The sequence below is a fragment of the Streptomyces sp. NBC_01465 genome (assembly GCF_036227325.1).
Taxonomy (GTDB): domain Bacteria; phylum Actinomycetota; class Actinomycetes; order Streptomycetales; family Streptomycetaceae; genus Streptomyces.
This window is the reverse complement of sequence record NZ_CP109467.1, coordinates 588,233-606,508: the sequence shown is the minus strand read 5'-3', so window position 1 is coordinate 606,508 and position 18,276 is coordinate 588,233. Positions and strand designations below refer to the sequence as shown.

The 18,276-nt window shown below is 70.8% G+C and carries 12 protein-coding genes and 1 pseudogene; 4 read left to right on the top strand and 9 right to left on the bottom strand.

Translation table 11 applies throughout. The annotated features are described in order from the left end of the window. Positions 1-102: 102 nt before the first annotated feature. Positions 103-897, top strand: a complete 795-nt coding sequence (locus OG707_RS02605) for a metal-dependent hydrolase (protein WP_329113870.1) — start codon at positions 103-105, stop codon at positions 895-897. Here the strand turns inward: OG707_RS02605 and pdxR are convergent. The 6 genes from pdxR to OG707_RS02575 all read right to left on the bottom strand — a co-directional run bounded on the left by pdxR (position 888) and on the right by OG707_RS02575 (position 11,061). Continuing rightward, a complete protein-coding gene (gene pdxR, locus OG707_RS02600; protein ID WP_329113868.1) occupies positions 888-2,327 on the bottom strand; it encodes a MocR-like pyridoxine biosynthesis transcription factor PdxR in 1,440 nt (479 codons plus the stop codon). The two genes, OG707_RS02605 and pdxR, sit on opposite strands and share 10 nt — an antisense overlap. Positions 2,328-2,394: 67 nt before the next feature. Then, the gene (locus OG707_RS02595; RefSeq protein ID WP_329113867.1) at positions 2,395-4,176 is read right to left on the bottom strand and encodes an ABC transporter ATP-binding protein; all 1,782 of its coding nucleotides are present in this window, start codon (positions 4,174-4,176) and stop codon (positions 2,395-2,397) included. Beyond that, the gene (locus OG707_RS02590; protein WP_329113865.1) at positions 4,173-5,951 is read right to left on the bottom strand and encodes an ABC transporter ATP-binding protein; all 1,779 of its coding nucleotides are present in this window, start codon (positions 5,949-5,951) and stop codon (positions 4,173-4,175) included. Before OG707_RS02590 ends, OG707_RS02595 begins: the two co-directional genes overlap by 4 nt. Before the next feature lie 130 nt (positions 5,952-6,081). Continuing rightward, the gene (locus OG707_RS02585; RefSeq protein ID WP_329113863.1) at positions 6,082-7,503 is read right to left on the bottom strand and encodes a Gfo/Idh/MocA family protein; all 1,422 of its coding nucleotides are present in this window, start codon (positions 7,501-7,503) and stop codon (positions 6,082-6,084) included. Positions 7,504-7,647: 144 nt separating this feature from the next. Beyond that, on the bottom strand, positions 7,648-10,596 hold the full coding sequence (locus OG707_RS02580; RefSeq protein WP_329113862.1) for an FAD-binding and (Fe-S)-binding domain-containing protein: 2,949 nt from the start codon (positions 10,594-10,596) through the stop codon (positions 7,648-7,650). Between the two features lie 15 nt (positions 10,597-10,611). Next, positions 10,612-11,061, bottom strand: a complete 450-nt coding sequence (locus tag OG707_RS02575; protein ID WP_329113860.1) for a MarR family winged helix-turn-helix transcriptional regulator — start codon at positions 11,059-11,061, stop codon at positions 10,612-10,614. Between the two features lie 97 nt (positions 11,062-11,158). Between OG707_RS02575 and OG707_RS02570 the strand changes: the two genes are divergently transcribed. Then, on the top strand, positions 11,159-12,961 hold the full coding sequence (locus tag OG707_RS02570) for an ABC transporter ATP-binding protein (RefSeq protein ID WP_329113857.1): 1,803 nt from the start codon (positions 11,159-11,161) through the stop codon (positions 12,959-12,961). Between the two features lie 364 nt (positions 12,962-13,325). Beyond that, positions 13,326-14,141, top strand: coding sequence for an endolytic transglycosylase MltG (mltG, locus tag OG707_RS02565; RefSeq protein ID WP_329113855.1), 816 nt, complete (start codon positions 13,326-13,328; stop codon positions 14,139-14,141). Positions 14,142-14,146: 5 nt separating this feature from the next. Here mltG and OG707_RS02560 read toward each other — a convergent pair whose 3' ends face one another. Both OG707_RS02560 and OG707_RS02555 read right to left on the bottom strand, forming a co-directional pair. Beyond that, complete coding sequence (locus OG707_RS02560; protein ID WP_329113853.1) at positions 14,147-15,229, bottom strand: NAD(P)-binding domain-containing protein; 1,083 nt, start codon at positions 15,227-15,229, stop codon at positions 14,147-14,149. A gap of 59 nt (positions 15,230-15,288) precedes the next feature. Further along, positions 15,289-16,395: pseudogene (locus OG707_RS02555) on the bottom strand (LLM class flavin-dependent oxidoreductase); the annotation flags it as partial. Positions 16,396-16,618: 223 nt separating this feature from the next. Between OG707_RS02555 and OG707_RS02550 the strand changes: the two are divergent. Beyond that, positions 16,619-17,041 carry a secondary thiamine-phosphate synthase enzyme YjbQ gene (locus tag OG707_RS02550; protein WP_329113851.1) on the top strand — a complete coding sequence of 141 codons (423 nt, stop codon included), beginning with the start codon at positions 16,619-16,621 and terminating at the stop codon, positions 17,039-17,041. 60 nt (positions 17,042-17,101) lie between these two features. Here OG707_RS02550 and OG707_RS02545 read toward each other — a convergent pair whose 3' ends face one another. Beyond that, positions 17,102-18,166, bottom strand: coding sequence for a helix-turn-helix domain-containing protein (locus OG707_RS02545; protein WP_329113849.1), 1,065 nt, complete (start codon positions 18,164-18,166; stop codon positions 17,102-17,104). Positions 18,167-18,276 lie beyond the last annotated feature (110 nt).

The following is an 18,276-nucleotide window of genomic DNA, read 5'->3' as shown; positions in this document are numbered from 1 at the left end:
CGGACGACCGGATCAGGGAACCGGACGGCCGTACGAAGATCACGAGCGATACGCTCATCCCTCAACTGGCTTGACCACAACGGCTTTGGGGCGGAATCGACCATGATGGGACCGGCACACTCTCTGTCAGGAGCGGCAGCCTGGCTGGGGGTGGGGGCGGCCGCGGCGGCCAAGGGCCACCCGATGCCGTGGCCCGTACTCGTCGTCGGAGCGCTGATCTGCGCGGGCGCGGCGCTCGCACCCGACCTGGACCACAAGTCCGCGACCATCTCGCGGGCCTTCGGACCGGTGTCCTGGGCGCTCTGCGAGATCGTCGACAAGATCTCCGCAGGCGTCTACAAGGCGACCCGCGCCAAGGGGGACCCGCGCAGGAACGGCGGCCACCGGACGCTGACCCACACCTGGGTGTGGGCGGTGCTGCTCGGGGCCGGGATCTCGGCCGCGGCCATCTTCGGCGGCCGGTGGGCGGTGCTCGGCATCCTCTTCGTCCACCTGGTCCTCGCCATCGAGGGCCTGCTGTGGCGGGCGGCGCGCGGCACCAGCAGCGACGTCCTGGTGTGGCTGCTCGCCGCGGCCGGTGCGTGGATCCTCGCGGGGGTCCTGGACAAGCCGGGCAACGGCTCGGACTGGCTCTTCACCCAGCCCGGCCAGGAGTACATGTGGCTGGGCCTGCCGATCGTGCTGGGCGCGCTGGTGCACGACATCGGGGACGCGCTGACGGTGTCGGGCTGCCCGATCCTGTGGCCGATCCCGATCGGCCGGAAGCGCTGGTACCCGATCGGGCCGCCGAAGATGATGCGGTTCCGCGCCGGCAGCTGGGTGGAACTGAAGGTGCTGATGCCGGTCTTCATGGTGGCGGGCGGGGTGGGCTGCGCGGCGGCGCTCGGCTACATCTGAGGCTCGGTCTCGGGCTTGGGCGGAAGTGCCCCGATCAGCGCTTCCAGAGCCGCGGCATAGGCATGCTCGGGCGGGGTCGCGTACCCGACGACCAGCCCGTCCGCCGCGGGCATCGACGCGGCCGGGTGACGGAAGTCGGCCAGACCGTCGAGGGCCAGCCCCTGCCAGGCCGCGGCCTTGAGCGTGGTGCGCTCCGTGCCCGGCGGCAGCCGCAGTACGGCATGGAGTCCGGCGGCGATGCCCGTCGGCGCGATGTGCGGGGCCCGTTCGGCCAGGGCGGCCACCAGGAGGTCGCGGCGGGCCCGGTAGCGCTGGCGCATCCGGCGGATGTGCCGGTCGTAGTGGCCGGACGCGATGAATTCGGCGAGCGCGAGCTGGTCCAGCACGCTCGCCGACGGCTCGCGCTCGCCCTTGGCTGCCAGGGCGGGGGCGAGGAGATGCTCGGGCAGGACCATCCAGCCCAGGCGGAGGGCGGGGCTCAGGCTCTTGCTGGCCGAGCCGATGTAGACGACGCGTTCCGGGTCGAGGCCCTGGACGGCGCCGACCGGTTCGCGGTCGTAGCGGAACTCGCCGTCGTAGTCGTCCTCCAGGACCACGCCCCCGGTGGACCGCGCCCAGTCGACCGCGGCCGCGCGCCGGTCCGGGTGCAGGGGGCCGCCGGTCGGGAACTGGTGGGCGGGGGTGAGCAGCACTCCCCGTACGCCCTTCTGTGACCCCAACTCGTCGGTCCGCGCGCCATGTTCGTCGAGGGAGAGCGGGACCGTACGGACGGAGGCTGCTTCCAGCAGCGCGCGGTGGAAGCCGAGCCCGTACGACTCCACGGCGAGGGGTCCGCGCAGCACACCACCCCCGTACAGCAGCCGCAGCGCGTGGGCGAAGCCGGAGCAGACGACGATCCGGTCGGGGCTGGTGCGCACGCCGCGGGCGCGCGAGAGATAGTCGGCCAGGGCCTGGCGCAGCTCGGGGCGGCCGTGGGGGTCGCCGGGGCCGAAGGCGTCGTTGGGGGCGGCGTTCAGCGCGCGCCGGGACGCGGCCAGCCAGGCGGTGCGGGGGAAGGAGGCGGCATCCGGCTGCCCCTGGCGCAGATTGTGCGCGGTCGCTGCGGGACGTCCCGGCGCCTTCTTCGGTACGCGGGCGGGGCGTACGGGCTCGGCGCGCCGGGCGACCCGGGTGCCGGACCCCTGCCGGGCGGTCAGCCATCCCTCGGCGACCAGCTCGGCGTAGGCGTCGGCGACGGTGTTGCGGGCGATGCCCAGGTCGGCGGCGAGCGAACGGTACGGCGGCAGCCGGGTGCCGGGGGCGAGGCGTCCGTCGCGTACGGCATCACGCAGCGCCCGGATGAGGGCGGCACGACGACTGCCGCCCCCCGACAGCTCCAGATGGAGGTCGCTGCCGATGGACTCCGCCGAATTGACCCACTGATCCGCCATGAAGGCGCACCTTAGCGGAGGTCATCCGCCCGCCGCCCCACCCATGCGGAGCGGCGGGCAGGTCACCTCAGCCGTGCCAGGACCTCCACAGCGCCGCGTACGCGCCGTCCGCGGCGACCAGTTCGTCGTGGCTGCCCAGCTCGCTGATCCGGCCCTCCTCCACCACCGCGATCACATCCGCGTCGTGCGCGGTGTGCAGGCGGTGGGCGATCGCCACCACCGTGCGGCCGTCCAGGACCCGTGCCAGTGATCGCTCCAGGTGGCGGGCCGCCCGCGGGTCCAGGAGCGACGTCGCCTCGTCCAGGACCAGCGTGTGCGGGTCCGCCAGGACCAGGCGGGCCAGGGCGATCTGCTGGGCCTGCGCCGGGGTCAGTGCCAGGCCTCCCGAGCCGACCTCCGCGTCCAGGCCCTCCTCCAGCGCCCGCGCCCAGCCGTCCGCGTCCACCGCTCCGAGCGCCGCCCACAGTTCGGCGTCGCCCGCCCCGGTGCGTGCGAGCAGCAGGTTGTCGCGCAGGGAGCCCACGAAGACGTGGTGCTCCTGGTTGACCAGCGCCACGTGCTCACGCACCCGTTCGGCCGGCATGCGGGACAACTCCGCCCCGCCCAGGGTGACTTCACCCGTCCGTGGCGCGTAGATCCCGGCCAGCAGCCGGCCCAGCGTCGACTTGCCCGCGCCCGAAGGGCCGACCAGCGCCATCCGCGTCCCCGGAGGCACGTCGAGCGTCACCCGGTGCAGGACGTCCACGCCCTCCCGGTACCCGAAGTGCACGTCGTCGGCGCGGACTTCGCGCCCGTCGGGGCCGATCCGCTCGTCCCCGGCGTCCGGCTCGATCTCCCGTACGCCCACGAGCCGGGCCAGTGACACCTGCGCCACCTGCAGCTCGTCGTACCAGCGCAGGATCAGGCCTACCGGGTCGACCATCATCTGCGAGAGCAGCGCACCCGTCGTCAGCTGGCCGACCGTGATCCAGTCCTCCAGGACGAACCAGCCGCCGAGCATCAGCACCGAGCCGAGGATCGTCACGTACGTGACGTTGATGACCGGGAAGAGCACCGAGCGCAGCCACAGCGTGTACCGCTCCCAGGCCGTCCACTCCTTCACCCGCTGGTCGGACAGGGCCACGCGCCGCGCGCCCAGCCGGTGGGCCTCGATGGTGCGGCCCGCGTCGACCGTCTCGGTGAGCATCGCGGCGACCGCCGCGTACCCGGCCGCCTCCGAGCGGTACGCGGAGGGCGCCCGCTTGAAGTACCAGCGGCAGCCGACCATCAGCACCGGCAGCGCCACCAGCACGGCGAGCGCCAGCGGCGGCGCGGTCACCGTCAGCGCGCCGACCAGCAGCGCCGCCCACACCACGCCGATGGCGAGCTGCGGTACGGCCTCGCGCATCGCGTTCGCGAGCCGGTCGATGTCCGTGGTGATACGGGAGAGCAGGTCACCCGTGCCGGCCCGCTCCAGGACGCCCGGCGGCAGCCCGACCGACCGCACGAGGAAGTCCTCGCGCAGGTCGGCCAGCATCTCCTCGCCGAGCATCGCGCCGCGCAGCCGCACCAGACGCGTGAACACCGTCTGGATGAGGAGCGCGACGCCGAACACGGCGGCGGTGCGCTCCAGATGAAGCTCCTTCGCCCCGTTCGACAGGTCCTCCACGAGCGAGCCCAGCAGATACGGGCCGACCAGCGAGGCGATCACCGCGACCGCGTTGACCCCGATCAGCAGGGCGAAGGCCTTGCGATGGCGCCGTATCAACTCGCCCACATAGGCCCGTACGGTCGCGGGCGTGCCGACCGGCAGGGTGGTGGCCGTCTGGGGTGCCGCCGGGTCGTACGCCGGGGGCGCGACGCCGATCATGCCGACTCCTCGATCTCTGCGAAGGCTTGGGTTTCTTCTTCTGTCTCGCGGGTGACGACCGCGCGGTACATCGGCTCGCTGTGCACCAGTTCCCGGTGCACACCCACCGCTGCGACCTCGCCGTCGTGCACGAACACCACACGGTCGGCGTGGTCCAGGAGCAGCGGCGACGAGGCGAAGACCACGGTCGTACGGCCGGCGCGCAGCCGCTTGATTCCGTCGGCCACCCGCGCCTCGGTGTGCGAGTCGACGGCCGACGTCGGCTCGTCGAGCACCAGCACCTCAGGGTCGGTGACCAGCGACCTGGCCAGCGCGAGGCGCTGGCGCTGGCCCCCGGAGAGCGACCGGCCGCGCTCGGTGATCCGGGTGCGCATCGGGTCGCCGCTGTCGTCGGCCGACGCCTGGGCGAGGGCGTCAAGGACGTCACCGCACTGGGCGGCCGCAAGGGCCTCCTCGGCGGTCACGTCACCGGACGACGGCACATCGAGCAGCTCGTGCAGCGTGCCCGACAGCAGCACCGGGTCCTTGTCCTGTACGAGCACGGCCTTGCGGGCCGCGTCGAGTTCCAGGTCGTCCAGCGCGATCCCGCCGAGCAGCACGGACGGCACCTTCTCCTCGGCGGCCGCGTGCCCGCCGAGGTGTTCGGCGAGGGTCCCCGCCGCGTCCGGGTCCCCGCACACGACGGCGGTGAACCGGCCCGCGGGCGCGAGCAGCCCGGTGGCCGGGTCGTAGAGGTCTCCGGCCGGGGTGTCCGTCACGGTCGCGTCCGTCTCGTACGACGTCCGCTCCAGCGAAAGCACCCGGGCCGCGCGCTTGGCCGAGGGGCGGGAGAAGGAATAGGCCATGGCGATCTCTTCGAAGTGACGCAGAGGAAACAGCATCAGCGTCACCGCGCTGTACACAGTGACCAGTTGGCCCACCTCGATCTTGCCCTCGGAGGCGAGTTTTGCCCCGTAACAGACCAGGCCGATCAGGAGCAGACCCGGCAGCAGCACCTGGATCGCCGAGATCAGCGACCACATGCGCGCACTGCGCACGGCGGCCTTGCGGACCTCCTGCGAGGCGCGGCGGTAGCGGCCGAGGAACAGCTCCTCGCCGCCGATGCCGCGCAGGACGCGCAGGCCCGCGACGGTGTCCGACGCCAGCTCGGTGGCCTTGCCGGCCTTCTCGCGCTGGACGTCGGCACGCTGGGTGGCGCGCGGCAGCAACGGCAGTACGGCCAGGGCCAGTACAGGCATGGCGACCGCGACCAGCACGCCCAGCGACGGCAGGTAGAAGGCGAGTCCGACGCAGATCAGGACCAGCGCGGTCGCGGCGGCGGCGAAGCGCGACAGCGCCTCGACGAACCAGCCGATCTTCTCGACGTCCCCGGTGGAGACCGCCACGACCTCGCCCGCGGCCACCCGCCGGGTGAGCGCCGAGCCGAGCTCGGCGGTCTTGCGGGCGAGCAGCTGCTGGACGCGGGCCGCAGCGGTGATCCAGTTGGTGACGGCGGTGCGGTGCAGCATGGTGTCGCCGACGGAGATCACCGCGCCGAGCAGCAGAATCAGCCCGCCGGAGACGACGAGACGGCCGCCCGAGCGGTCGATCACGGCCTGTACGGCCAGACCGACGGCGAGCGGAAGCCCGGCGATGCCGCACTGGTGGAGCAGCCCCCAGGCAAGGGACTTGAGCTGTCCGCGCAGCTGGTTGCGGCCCAGCCAGTACAGGAAACGGGGGCCCGACCGGACGTCCGGATCGCCAGGATCTGAATACGGAAGATCGCGAATCTGCATGACGTCCCAGAGATTGAAGGTTGGCGCAAACCGTGCAAGGTTCGCGCTCCAGACACCCTGGGGGCAATCGATTTTCCGCGCCCCGAACCGGAACGAGCCACCGTCGTCCGGCCGGGCCCCCGCCCCGCCGTTACACCTGTGGCCTCGTGGAGTCCATTCCGGAACGCGCCTTCTTCCACTCGCCGCGGGTGAAGTCCGGGATCTGCTGGGGCTGCCCCTTCGCCTTGATCGACAGATGGCTCAGCGGTACGGGCGAAGTCCAGGTCGCGGCGTCGTACACATCGAAGTCGGGCACCAGGCCGAGCTGCATGCACTGCATCAGCCGGAAGACGAGCATGTAGTCCATGCCGCCGTGGCCGCCGGGCGGATTGGCGTGTTCCTTCCACAGCCAGTGGTCCCACTCGGCGTACTTGGAGAAGTCGCCCCAGGCGTCGTTCTTGTGGTCGGGCTCGATGTAGATGCGCTCCGGGTAGTCCTCGAAGACGCCCCGGGTGCCGCCCAGGCTGTTGATCCGGCTGTACGGGTGGGGCGTCGAGACGTCGTGCTCCAGACGGATCACCCGTCCCTTCGCCGTCTGGACGAGACTGATCGTCCGGTCGCTCTCGATATAGGTCTCCTTCCAACTCGGGTCGCCCGCAGGCATGTTGGCGGCCCGGTACTCGGCCAGGCCGAGCGAGGGCGAGCCGACGCTGGTGATGGAGACCGCCCGGTCGCCCCGGTTGATGTCCATGTAGTTGGCGACGGGGCCGAATCCGTGGTTGGGGTAGAGGTCGCCGCGCAGCCGGGTGTGCCACAGGCGCCGCCACGGGCCCTCGTAGTACGTCGGCGAGAACATCAGGCCGCGCAGATCGTGGTTGTACGCGCCCGCCCCGTGCAGCAGATCGCCGAAGAGCCCGGCGTGCGCCATGCGCAGGACACGCATCTCGTTCCTGCCGTAACAGCAGTTCTCCAGCTGCATGCAGTGCCGTCGGGTGCGCTCGGAGAGGTCGACCAGCTCCCACAGCTGGTCGAGGCGGAGCGCGATCGGGCACTCCACGCCGACGTGTTTGCCGTTCAGCAGGGCGGCCTTCGCCATGTCGAAGTGGACGTCCCAGGGGGTGGCGACATGGACGAAGTCGATGTCGCCGCGCTTGTAGAGATTCTCGTAGTCGTGCTCGCCGTTGGCGTAGACGGCCGGTGCGGGCTGTCCCGCCGCGACGACCTTTGCGGCGGCCTTCTCGGCCTTCGTGCGCACCGGGTCGCAGACGGCCACGACCTGCACGCCGGGTACGGCGAGATAGAGGTCGATGACGCTGCCGCCCCGGTTGCCGAGGCCGATGATGCCGACGCGCACGGTGGAGCGCCGGTCGAACGGCACCCCGACCATGGTCGCGCCCTGGCGTTTCGGTACGGGGGCCGCGGCGCTCTCCGCGGCGGCGGCACTGCCCGTACCGAGCCCGCCGAGCCCGATCCCGGCCGCGCCGACCGCGCCCGCGGTCAGTGCGGACCTGCGGCTGATGCCGCCCTCGCGCCCTTCCTCGCTGCCGTGATCCTGAACTTCTGCCTCGTTCATCGAGCCTCCAAGAGTGCTGACGGTGCGCGGCGGATTCATGAATCCCGTCAGGACCTTGGTGGTTGAGGCTGCTGTTGCGCAAGGGAGAGATTTGGACTCTTGTTTACGAACCCTTGGACTTAACTCCCTTGATTTGTCCGGCGATCAGCTGCGCCGGAGGTAGTCGGGGCCGGGGCGCGTCGCCCGTTCGAGCTCCAGGAGGACGGAGAAGTAGCTGCGGCCCGTCGCATGGTCCATGCCGACCTCGCACATCCGGTTGGCCGAGAGGTGCACCTCGAAGTCCCTGGCCGTGACCTCGGCGGCCTCCTTCGCGGTGGCCGAGGCGGTGAGCTCCTTGTGGAGCATGCCGCGGTCGCCCGCGAAGGCGCAGCAGCCGAGGTCGTCCGGGACGACGACCTCGTCCGCGACGGCCTCGGCGACCGCCTTCAACTGCCCCTCGTCGCCGAGGTGTTGCATGGAGCAGGTGGGGTGGAGGATGGCCGAGCGGGCCGTGCGGACGACGGTCAGCTCGGGGAGCAGCTCCTCCGCGGCCCAGACGATCGAGTCGACGATCGTCAGCTCGCCGTGGAGGGCGCGGTTGTCGTCGGTGAGGTACGGCACGACCTCGTGCGCGATGCCGAGCGTGCACGACGACGCGTCCACGATCAGGGGCAGCCGGCCGCCGCCCGTCCAGCCCCAGGCCGCTTCGACGATCCGGTTGGCCATGACGGTGTTGCCCTCGTCGTACCCCTTGGAGTGCCAGATGGTCGCGCAGCAGGTGCCCGTGACGTCCTCGGGGATCCAGACCGGTTTTCCGGCGCGCTCGGCGAGCAGGACCACGGCCTGGGGGAGGGAGGGGCCGCGGTATCCGGCGGGCTCGCCGAAGATGCGGTTGACGCAGGCCGGGTAGTAGACGGCGGTGGCGCCCGCGCGCGGGGTGCGGGGGAGTGTCCGGGCCGCCGCGCCCGGGATCTCCGGCAGCCACTCGGGGACGAGGTCGGGGCGGATCGCCTTGCGGGCGAGGCCTGTCACGGACCCGAGCAGCCGGTCGCTGATCTTGTCGGCGGCGGCCACCGCGAGGCGTGCCGACTTCTCGACCGTCTTGAAGTTCTTGGCGGCGAGGGCCGCGATCCGCTCCTCGCGCGGGGTGTGCCTGCGGTGCCGGAAGTCCTTCATCATCGCGCCCGTGTCGATGCCGACGGGGCAGGCGAGCTTGCAGGTGGAGTCACCGGCGCAGGTGTCGACGGCGTCGTACCCGTACGACTCGAGCAAGCTCTCCTCGACCGGTGAACCGTCCGGCTGGCGCATCATCTCGCGGCGCAGCACGATCCGCTGGCGCGGCGAGGTGGTCAAGTCGTGGCTGGGGCAGGTCGGTTCGCAGAAGCCGCACTCGATGCAGGGGTCGGCGACCAGCTCGACCTTGGGGATGGTCTTGAGGCCGCGCAGATGCGCCCGGGGATCGCGGTCGAGGACGATACGCGGGGCGAGGATCCCGGCGGGGTCGATGATCTGCTTCGTACGCCACATCAACTCCGTTGCCCTGGGGCCCCATTCGAGCTCCAGGAACGGTGCGATGTTGCGGCCGGTGGCGTGCTCGGCCTTGAGCGAGCCGTCGAACCGCTCGACGGTGAGGCGGCAGAAGTCCTCCATGAACGATCCGTACCGCTCCACGTCCTCGGGGATCGCCGCGTCGAAGGCGAGCAGGAAATGGAGATTGCCGTGCGCAGCGTGACCGGCGACCGCCGCGTCGAATCCGTGCCGGGTCTGCAGCTCGATCAGGGCCGTGCAGGCGTCGGCGAGCTGCGAGGGCGGTACGGCGAAGTCCTCGGTGATCAGCGTCGTACCGGAGGGGCGGGCGCCGCCGACCGCCGTGACGAAGGCCTTGCGGGCCTTCCAGTACCCGGCGATGGTCTTGGCGTCCTGGGTGAACTCATTGGTCACCGACGCGACGGGCGCGACCAGTTCGAGCCCGGCGACCGTCCGCGCCGCCGCCTCCTCGTACGTCCTGCGGCTCGCTTCGTCGGGTGCCCGGAATTCCACCAGGAGCGCGGTGGTCTCCTTGGGCAGCTCGGCCCAGTCGGCGGGCACGCCCTCCACGCTCACCGAGGCGCGCAGGGTGTTGCCGTCCATCAGCTCCACCGCGATGGCGCCGGCCTCGTTGAAGAGCGGGACGGCGGCGGCCGCGGCGGGCAGGGAGGGGAAGAAGAGCAGCGCGGAGGAGACCAGCCGGTTCAGCGGGAGGGTGTCGAAGACGACCTCCGAGATGAAGCCGAAGGTGCCCTCGGAGCCGACCATCAGCCCGCGCAGGATCTCGGCGGGGGTCGATCCGTCGAGATAGGCGTCCAGGCGGTAGCCGTTGGTGTTCTTGATCTCGTACTTGGCGCGGATGCGGTCAGTGAGCTCCGCGTCGGCCTCGATCTCCGCCTTGACGGCGAGCAGACCCGCGCAGAGGTCCGGTTCGGTTCTGGCCAGATCGGCGTCGGCGGTCGGGGAGGCGGTGTCCACGACCGTGCCGCTCGGCAGGACGAAGGTGAGCGAGGCGAGCGTCCGGTAGGAGTTGCGGGTGGTGCCCGCCGTCATGCCCGACGCGTTGTTGGCGACCACTCCGCCGAGGGTGCAGGCGATGGCGCTGGCCGGGTCGGGGCCCAGGATGCGGCCGTGCCGGGCGAGGGTGGCATTGGCCCGTACGACCGTGGTCCCCGGCTGGATACGGGCCCGCGCGCCGTCGTCCAGGACCTCGATGCCGGCCCAGTGGCGGCGTACGTCGACGAGGATGTCCTCGCCCTGCGCCTGCCCGTTCAGCGAGGTGCCCGCCGCCCGGAAGACGACCTCACGGCGCTTGCTGTGCGCGTACGCGAGGACCGCGGAGATGTCGGCGACGGACTCGGCGATCACGACGACCTGCGGGACGAAGCGGTAGGGGCTGGCGTCCGATGCGTACCGTACGAGGTCCGAGACCTTGGTCAGCACCTTCTCCGGGCCGAGGAGGGCCGTCAGTTCGCGGGCCAGCGGCTCGGGCGTGCCGGCCGCCCGGCCGTCGGTGACCCGGTCGGGTGAAGGGCCCTCGCTGGTCGTCGGGCGGAGAGCTCCGGGTTTCGGCTCGAGCAGCGGCATCTGCGCACAGTCCCCTCAGCAGCGGTGCTCCAGTGATCCATCGACCAGAGCGGACAGCAGCCCGCCGAGCACCTCGCGCTGATCGGCGGACAGTGGGGCCAGGATCTCCTCTGCGGCCCCGCGGCGCGCGTTGCGCAGCGCCCGCACGGTGGTGCGGCCCTCGTCGGTGAGCTCGATGCGCACCACCCGGCGGTTGGTCGGGTCGGGCACGCGGCGGACCCGGCCGGCCTCCTCCAAGGCGTCCACCAGGCTGGTCACGGCACGCGGCACGACCTCCAGACGGGCGGCGATGTCCGCCATCCGGGGCGGCTCCGCGTAGTGCGAGACGGTGCGCAGCAGGCGGGACTGCGCGGGGGTGATGCCGACCGGCTCCAGATGCTGTTTGTGGACGCGGTGCAGTCTGCGGGTGAGGCGCAGCAGCTGCTCGGCCAGCACGCCGTCGGCGTCGGCGTTGGGAATGCTCATGCCGGGAACAATATCAGGACCTAGTGCATTGTGAGTATAGGTAACAATGAGCTATGCTCTCAAAATCTTAGTCGTCTCACCCCTGATGAGGGAGCCCATGAAGCCCGATCGACCCGACTGGACACCCCCGCCCCGTGACGGAACGCAGCCGCCCGCCGAGGTGCGGCGGATCCTCCGTCTCTTCCGCCCCTACCGAGCCCGCCTGGCGCTCGTCGGCCTGCTGGTCGGCGCCTCGTCGCTGGTCTCGGTCGCCTCCCCGTTCCTGCTCCGCGAGATCCTCGACGTCGCGATTCCGCAGGGCCGTACGGGACTGCTCAGCCTGCTCGCCCTCGGCATGATCGTGACCGCGGTCGTCACCAGCGTCTTCGGTGTACTGCAGACCCTGATCTCCACGACGGTCGGCCAGCGCGTCATGCACGACCTGCGCACCTCCGTCTACGCCCAGTTGCAGCGGATGCCGCTCGCCTTCTTCACCAAGACCCGCACCGGAGAAGTGCAGTCCCGCATCGCCAACGACATCGGTGGGATGCAGGCGACCGTCACCTCCACGGCGACGTCCCTCGTCTCCAACCTCACCGCCGTCATCGCCACGGTCGTGGCGATGCTCGCGCTCGACTGGCGGCTCACGGTCGTCTCGCTGCTCCTGCTGCCGGTGTTCGTCTGGATCAGCCGCCGTGTAGGCCGGGAGCGCCGTCGGATCACCACGCAGCGGCAGAAGCAGATGGCCGCGATGGCCGCGACGGTCACCGAATCGCTGTCGGTCAGCGGCATCCTGCTCGGCCGGACCATGGGCCGCGCGGACTCGCTCACCAAGGGCTTCGCCGAGGAGTCCGAGCGCCTCGTCGGCCTCGAAGTGCGCTCCAGCATGGCCGGACGCTGGCGGATGTCGACCATCGGCATCGTCATGGCCGCCATGCCCGCCGTCATCTACTGGGCCGCCGGTCTGGCGCTCCAGACGGGCGGACCCTCGGTCTCGATCGGCACGCTCGTCGCCTTCGTCTCGCTCCAGCAGGGCCTCTTCCGCCCGGCCGTGAGCCTCCTGTCGACCGGTGTCGACATCCAGACCTCGCTCGCCCTCTTCCAGCGGATCTTCGAGTACCTGGATCTGCCCGTGGACATCACCGAGCGCACCGACCCGGTCAGCTTCGACCGCGCGAAGGGCGAAGTCCGCTTCGAGGACGTCGAGTTCCACTACGAGGAGAAGAACGGGTCGACGCTCGACGCGATCGACCTCACCGTCCCCGCGGGCGGCAGCCTGGCCGTGGTCGGCCCGACCGGATCGGGCAAGTCCACGCTGAGCTATCTGGTGCCGCGGCTCTACGACGTGACCGGCGGCCGCGTCACGCTGGACGGCGTCGACGTACGGGACCTCGACTTCGACACCCTGGCGCGGTCCGTGGGCGTCGTCTCCCAGGAGACCTACCTCTTCCACGCCTCCGTGGCCGACAATCTCCGCTTCGCCAGGCCGGACGCCACCGACGAGGAGCTCGAGGAGGCGGCCAGGGCGGCGCAGATCCACGACCACATCGCCTCGCTGCCCGACGGGTACGACACCCTGGTCGGCGAGCGCGGCTACCGCTTCTCCGGCGGCGAGAAGCAGCGCCTCGCCATTGCCCGTACGATCCTGCGCGATCCGCCGGTACTGATCCTCGACGAGGCCACCAGCGCGCTGGACACCCGTACCGAACACGCGGTGCAGCAGGCCATCGACGGGCTCTCGGCCGGCCGGACGACCATCACCATCGCGCACCGCCTCTCCACCGTGCGCGACGCCGACCAGATCGTCGTCCTGGACTCCGGGCACATAGCCGAGCGCGGTACGCACGAGGAACTCCTCGCCCTGGGCGGGCGGTACGCGGCCCTGGTGCGCCGCGACAGCGAACTGACGACGGCTGCCTGACGGCTCGGGGCTCCGCACATGACAGCGCCGCCGCTCCCGTGGGACGGGGAACGACGGCGCCGGTCGGGACTACGGTCAGACGAGCCAACCCACGAAGTGGACGATGCCGGCGAGCAGGTTGGTGAGGAAGTTCATGGTGGTGCGTTCTCCTTGTGCATGATTCATCAGTGGGACTGCGCAATCACGGTCTGCAGCCCGTCGCTTGCGCACCGTAAGCATCATGCGCAGCAGGGGAGTTGGGCAATGATTTCTGGGACGATCACGCGTTCTGACGAACAACCGATCCCCTGTTCGTCTGTTCGCGGAGACTCCGCCGGGCGTCCGGCTGCCGTATTCGGTCGGTATGGCGGGATAAGTTGCCCGCATGCCGAACGACAAGCCCCGACTCACGCGCCGCGGCCGACTGATCCTTCTCGCGGGCGCGGTGGCCGTTGTGGCCGTCGCGGTCTCTGTCGCGCTCTTGGTCGGTGGAGGCGGCAGCGGGCGTACGGGAACCCTGCTCGTCCCTGAGGGCTGGCGCGCCAGTCAGGTCTACGCGGCCTCGGACAAGGCCCTTGGGGTGGCGCCCGGCACCACGCAGAAGGCCGTGCCGACGGCGGGCCTGAAGCTGCCGCCGGAGGCCAAGGGCAACCCCGAGGGGTACCTCTTCCCGGCGACCTATCCGATCGACGGGCAGACGACCCCGGCCGGCCTGCTCACGTACATGGTGAACACCGCCAACCAGCACTTCGGAGCGGATCACATCACCGAAGGGGCGAAGCGCAACAAGGTGACGGTCTATCAGACCGTCGTCATCGCCTCCATCGTGCAGGCGGAGGCGGACACCATCGCGGACATGGGCAAGGTCTCCAGGGTCATCTACAACCGCCTCGCGCAGGGCATGCCCCTGCAGATGGACTCGACCCTCAACTACGCGCTGAACCGGTCCACCCTGGACACCACGACCGGTGACACCAAGATCGAAAGCCCCTACAACACCTACGAGCACAAAGGCCTTCCGCCCACGCCGATCGGCAACCCGGGGCAGGACGCCATGAACGCCGCCATCAGTCCGACGCCGGGCAACTGGCTGTACTTCGTGACGGTCGCGCCGGGGGACACGCGCTTCACCGACAGCTACAGCGAGCAGCAGAAGAACGTCCGGGAGTTCAACAACAACCAGAAGAGCGCCCGGAGTTAGAGGCGTCAGACGAGGGCGGGCGTGCGAGCGAGGAGCCGCCGGATGTCGCGCACCGCGGCCCGCCCGGCCCGGTTGGCGCCGATCGTGGACGCCGAAGGGCCGTATCCCACCAGGTGGATCCGCTCGTCCCGGACTGCCTGTGTGCCCTCGACGCGGATGCCGCCGCCCGGCTCGCGCAGCTTCAGCGGCGCGAGATGGTCGATCGCGGCACGGAAGCCGGTGGCCCACAGGATGACGTCCGCCTCGACGGTGCGGCCGTCGTCCCAGGCCACCCCGTGCGGGGTGATCCGGTCGAACATCGGCAGCCGGTCGAGAACGCCCTCGTCGCGCGCCTGCCGTACGGCGTCGTTGACGGGCAGCCCGGTCACCGACACCACACTCTGCGGCGGCAGTCCCCGCCGCACGCGCTCCTCGACCATCGCCACCGCCTCCCGCCCCGCGTCCTCGCCGAAGGGGCCCTCGCGGAACACGGGCGGCCTGCGGGTGACCCACGTGGTCGCGGCCGCGTACGGCGCGATCTCCATCAGGTGCTGCGTGCCGGAGGCCCCGCCGCCCACCACGACGACGCGCTGCCCCGCGAACGCCTCGGGCCCCGGATAGCCGGCGGTGTGCAACTGCCGCCCCAGGAAGGTCTCCTGGCCCGGGTAGCGCGGCCAGAAGGGACGGTCCCAGGTCCCCGTCGCATTGATCAGCGCCCGCGCCGCGTAATTCCCCTCCGAGGTCTCGACGAGCAGCCGCCCGCCCTCTCCCTCGCGTACGGCGGCGACCTCGACCGGCCGGTGCACCCGCAGATCGAAGGCTTCCTCGTACGCGGTGAAGTACTCCCCGATCACCTCGGACGAAGGGCGGAGCCCGTCCGCGCCCTCCAGTTCCATCCCGGGCAGGGAGTGCATCCCGTGCACCTTGCCGTACGTCAGCGAGGGCCAGCGGAACTGCCAGGCGCCCCCGGGCCGCGGCGCATGGTCGAGCACCACGAAGTCGCGGCCGGGCTCCAGGCCCGTGCGCCGCAGATGGTAGGCGCCGGACAGACCTCCCTGTCCGGCGCCGATCACGACCACATCGATGTCTCGCGCCCCGAAGTTGTTCACGCTTCTACCAACAGCGTCGGAGTCCTGGATCTTCCCGTACGGGAGCCTCAGCCGGAAGGCAGCAGCCCGCGGGCGGCCAGCTCGGGCCGTACGCCCTCCCCGAACCAGTAGGCCTCCTCCAGATGCGGATAGCCCGAGAGCACGAAGTGCTCGATGCCCAGCGCGTGGTACTCCTCGATCCGGTCCGCGACATCGCCGTGGCTCCCCACCAGCGCGGTTCCGGCCCCGCCACGCACGAGCCCTACGCCCGCCCACAGATTCGGCGCGATCTCCAGCTTGTCCCGCGACCCGCCGTGCAGCGCCAGCATCCGCTGCTGTCCCACCGACTCGCTCTTGCCGAGCGCCTGCTGCGCGGCCGCCACGGTCTCGGCGTCCAGATCGCCGAGCAGCCGGTCCGCGGTCGCCCAGGCCTCGCGCGCCGAGTCCCTGGAGATGGTGTGGATCCGGATGCCGAACCGCACGGTCCGCCCCCGCTCCTCGGCCAGCCCCCGGATCCAGTCGATCTTCTGCTTCACCTGGGCGGGCGGCTCGCCCCACGTCAGATAGACGTCCGCGTGCTGGGCCGCGACAGGCCCGGCCGCCGCGGACGAGCCGCCGAAGAAGATCTCCGGCAGCGGGTCCGGCGGAAGCGCGGTGAGCCCGCCCTCCACCTGGAAGTGCTCCCCGTCGAAGTCGTACGGCTTGCCGCCCCAGGCGCCGCGCACCACCGACAGGAACTCGGCGGTGCGCGCATAACGCCGGTCGTGGTCCAGATGGTCCCCGAACCGCCGCTGCTCGGTGGAGTCCCCGCCGGTCACCACGTTCAGGAGCAGCCGCCCACGGGTGATCCGCTGGTACGTGGCCGCCATCTGCGCGGCGAGCACGGGCGAGATGACTCCAGGGCGGAACGCCACCAGAAACTTGAGCCGCTCGGTGTGCTGGGCCAGCGCGACCGTCGTCAGCCAGGCGTCCTCGCACCAGGTCCCGGTCGGCGTGAGCACCGCCTCGAAGCCCAACTGCTCGGCGGCCTTGGCTATTTGAGCCAGATACTCGATGTCGGGAGCGCGCACCCCGGCGGTGGGAGTGATCTGCGAACGCGTGATCCCTCCGTCGGTGTACGCATGACGGTCGACCAGGGTGCGGCCGTCACCGCCGGTGGGCAGGAACCAGTGCAGATGCACGGACATGGCGAAGCCTCTTCCGTAGAAGAAAAGAGCGAAGAAAGTGCGAGGGGGGCGTCAGAATCCGCGGAGACAACACGCGGCAGAGGCCACCCGCAGCAGGTCGATATGACCGCGCGTGGTGAGCAGCACTGAACGCAACATGGCGCCGAAGTTAGCGAGCGGCCCGTGCCCGGTCAATGGCGTCTCGTCCCCTGGACGGGGCCGGGACCGCGCGAGAATGAACCGCATGTCCGACTCCTTCACCACCCGCGTCCTGAACATCACCACCGGCCGGTCCGAGACCGTGACCGACCTGACCCACGACTGCGAGCAGTTCCTCCGCGAGGCGGCGGCGGGCCGCGACGGCCTGCTCAATGTGTTCGTCCCACACGCGACAGCCGGGATCGCCGTCCTGGAGACCGGAGCGGGCAGCGACGAAGACCTGCTCGCCACGCTGCACACCCTGCTCCCCGCCGACGACCGCTGGCGCCACCGCCACGGCAGCCCGGGCCACGGAAGGGACCATGTCCTGCCCGCCTTCGTACCCCCGCACGCGACGCTGCCTGTGATCGGCGGCCGGCTGGAACTGGGCACGTGGCAGTCGGTCTGCCTGGTCGACACGAATCAGGACAATATCGACCGTCAGGTCCGGCTGAGCTTCCTCGGTTGATGGGTGGTCGATGTATCCGTCAACCTCGGGGCGATTCACCTCGGCGCGGGGACCGCGCGATCACTCCATGGCCTCTTCGTTCACCCCGGTGGCGGGCGTCCCGTCCTCGGGCCCCGGCGGTGCTGCGTCCCCGTGCGGGGGCACGGGTGGGGCCACCCATCCATGTGCTGCGGCGTGTATGCCGAGTTGGAAGCGTGTCTGCGCGTGCGCCCGCTCCATCAGCGCGTGCAGACGTCGTTGCAGCGTGCGGTAGCTGACACCGGTCTGCCGTGCGATGGCCTCGTCCGGAAGTCCGGCTGTCAGGAGGCCGATCAGCAGGCGCTCCTCCGACGACAGACTGTGGGGGTCGGTGCTCTCCGTGTCGTCGAGACCGAACGGCAGGGCCACCACCCACAGCGTCTCGAACAGTGCGGACAGTGCGTCGAGCACCGCTGAGCGGTGCAGGACCACAAAGGACGGGCTCGGGTCCGGACCCGAGCCCGAACTCAGCGGCAGGATCGCGATCCTGTCGTCGACCAGGGCCATCTTCGTCGGAACGTCGTGGAGCACGCGGGCCTGTTCACCTGCGGCTGCCCACATCTGCAGAACGCTCAGCCGATCGGGCGTGTTGATGCCGTCCGAGTCGTACAGCGCGCGGACGGTGACACCGCGGGCGAGCAACTCGAGTTCGGGTTCGTTCGCGTAGAGGGGGCCCGGGTAGTACGGCGGTTTGTCGAAGCCGCGCAACTGGTGGCGGGCACCGCGTACGGCCTGGTCGACCCGCTGGCGTACCGCGTCGGCGCCGGTGACGATCTCGACGAGGGCGGCCGGGTCGCGGGTGGTCACCGCCTCACGGAACCGCTCGGCGAACTCCCCGGCGCGGACCTTGGCTCGGTGCAGCTGTTCCTGCCCGCTCAGCAGCAGCCCGTCCAGGGCGACTTCGGGATCGATGGCCACGTAGGTGACCGGGCGGCCGGGCCGGCGGCTCACCAGTCCGGACGACTGGAGCCGGCGCAGCGCCACGCGCACCCGGGCCGGTGACAGCCCGGTGGCGGAGGCCAGGTCGTCGGGCGCGGTCGGCCGCGCGGTGAGCAACGCGGCGTAGAGGGTCTCTGATTCCGCATCGACACCGAGTACCTCGAGCATGATCGTCGTCCCCCACCGCGTGTGGCAAAAACTCGTCATTGGCGACGTTACGCCTGGTGCGAAGCCCCCGGCGCTGCGGTGGATGCGTTTCACTTCCACCGCAGCAGACC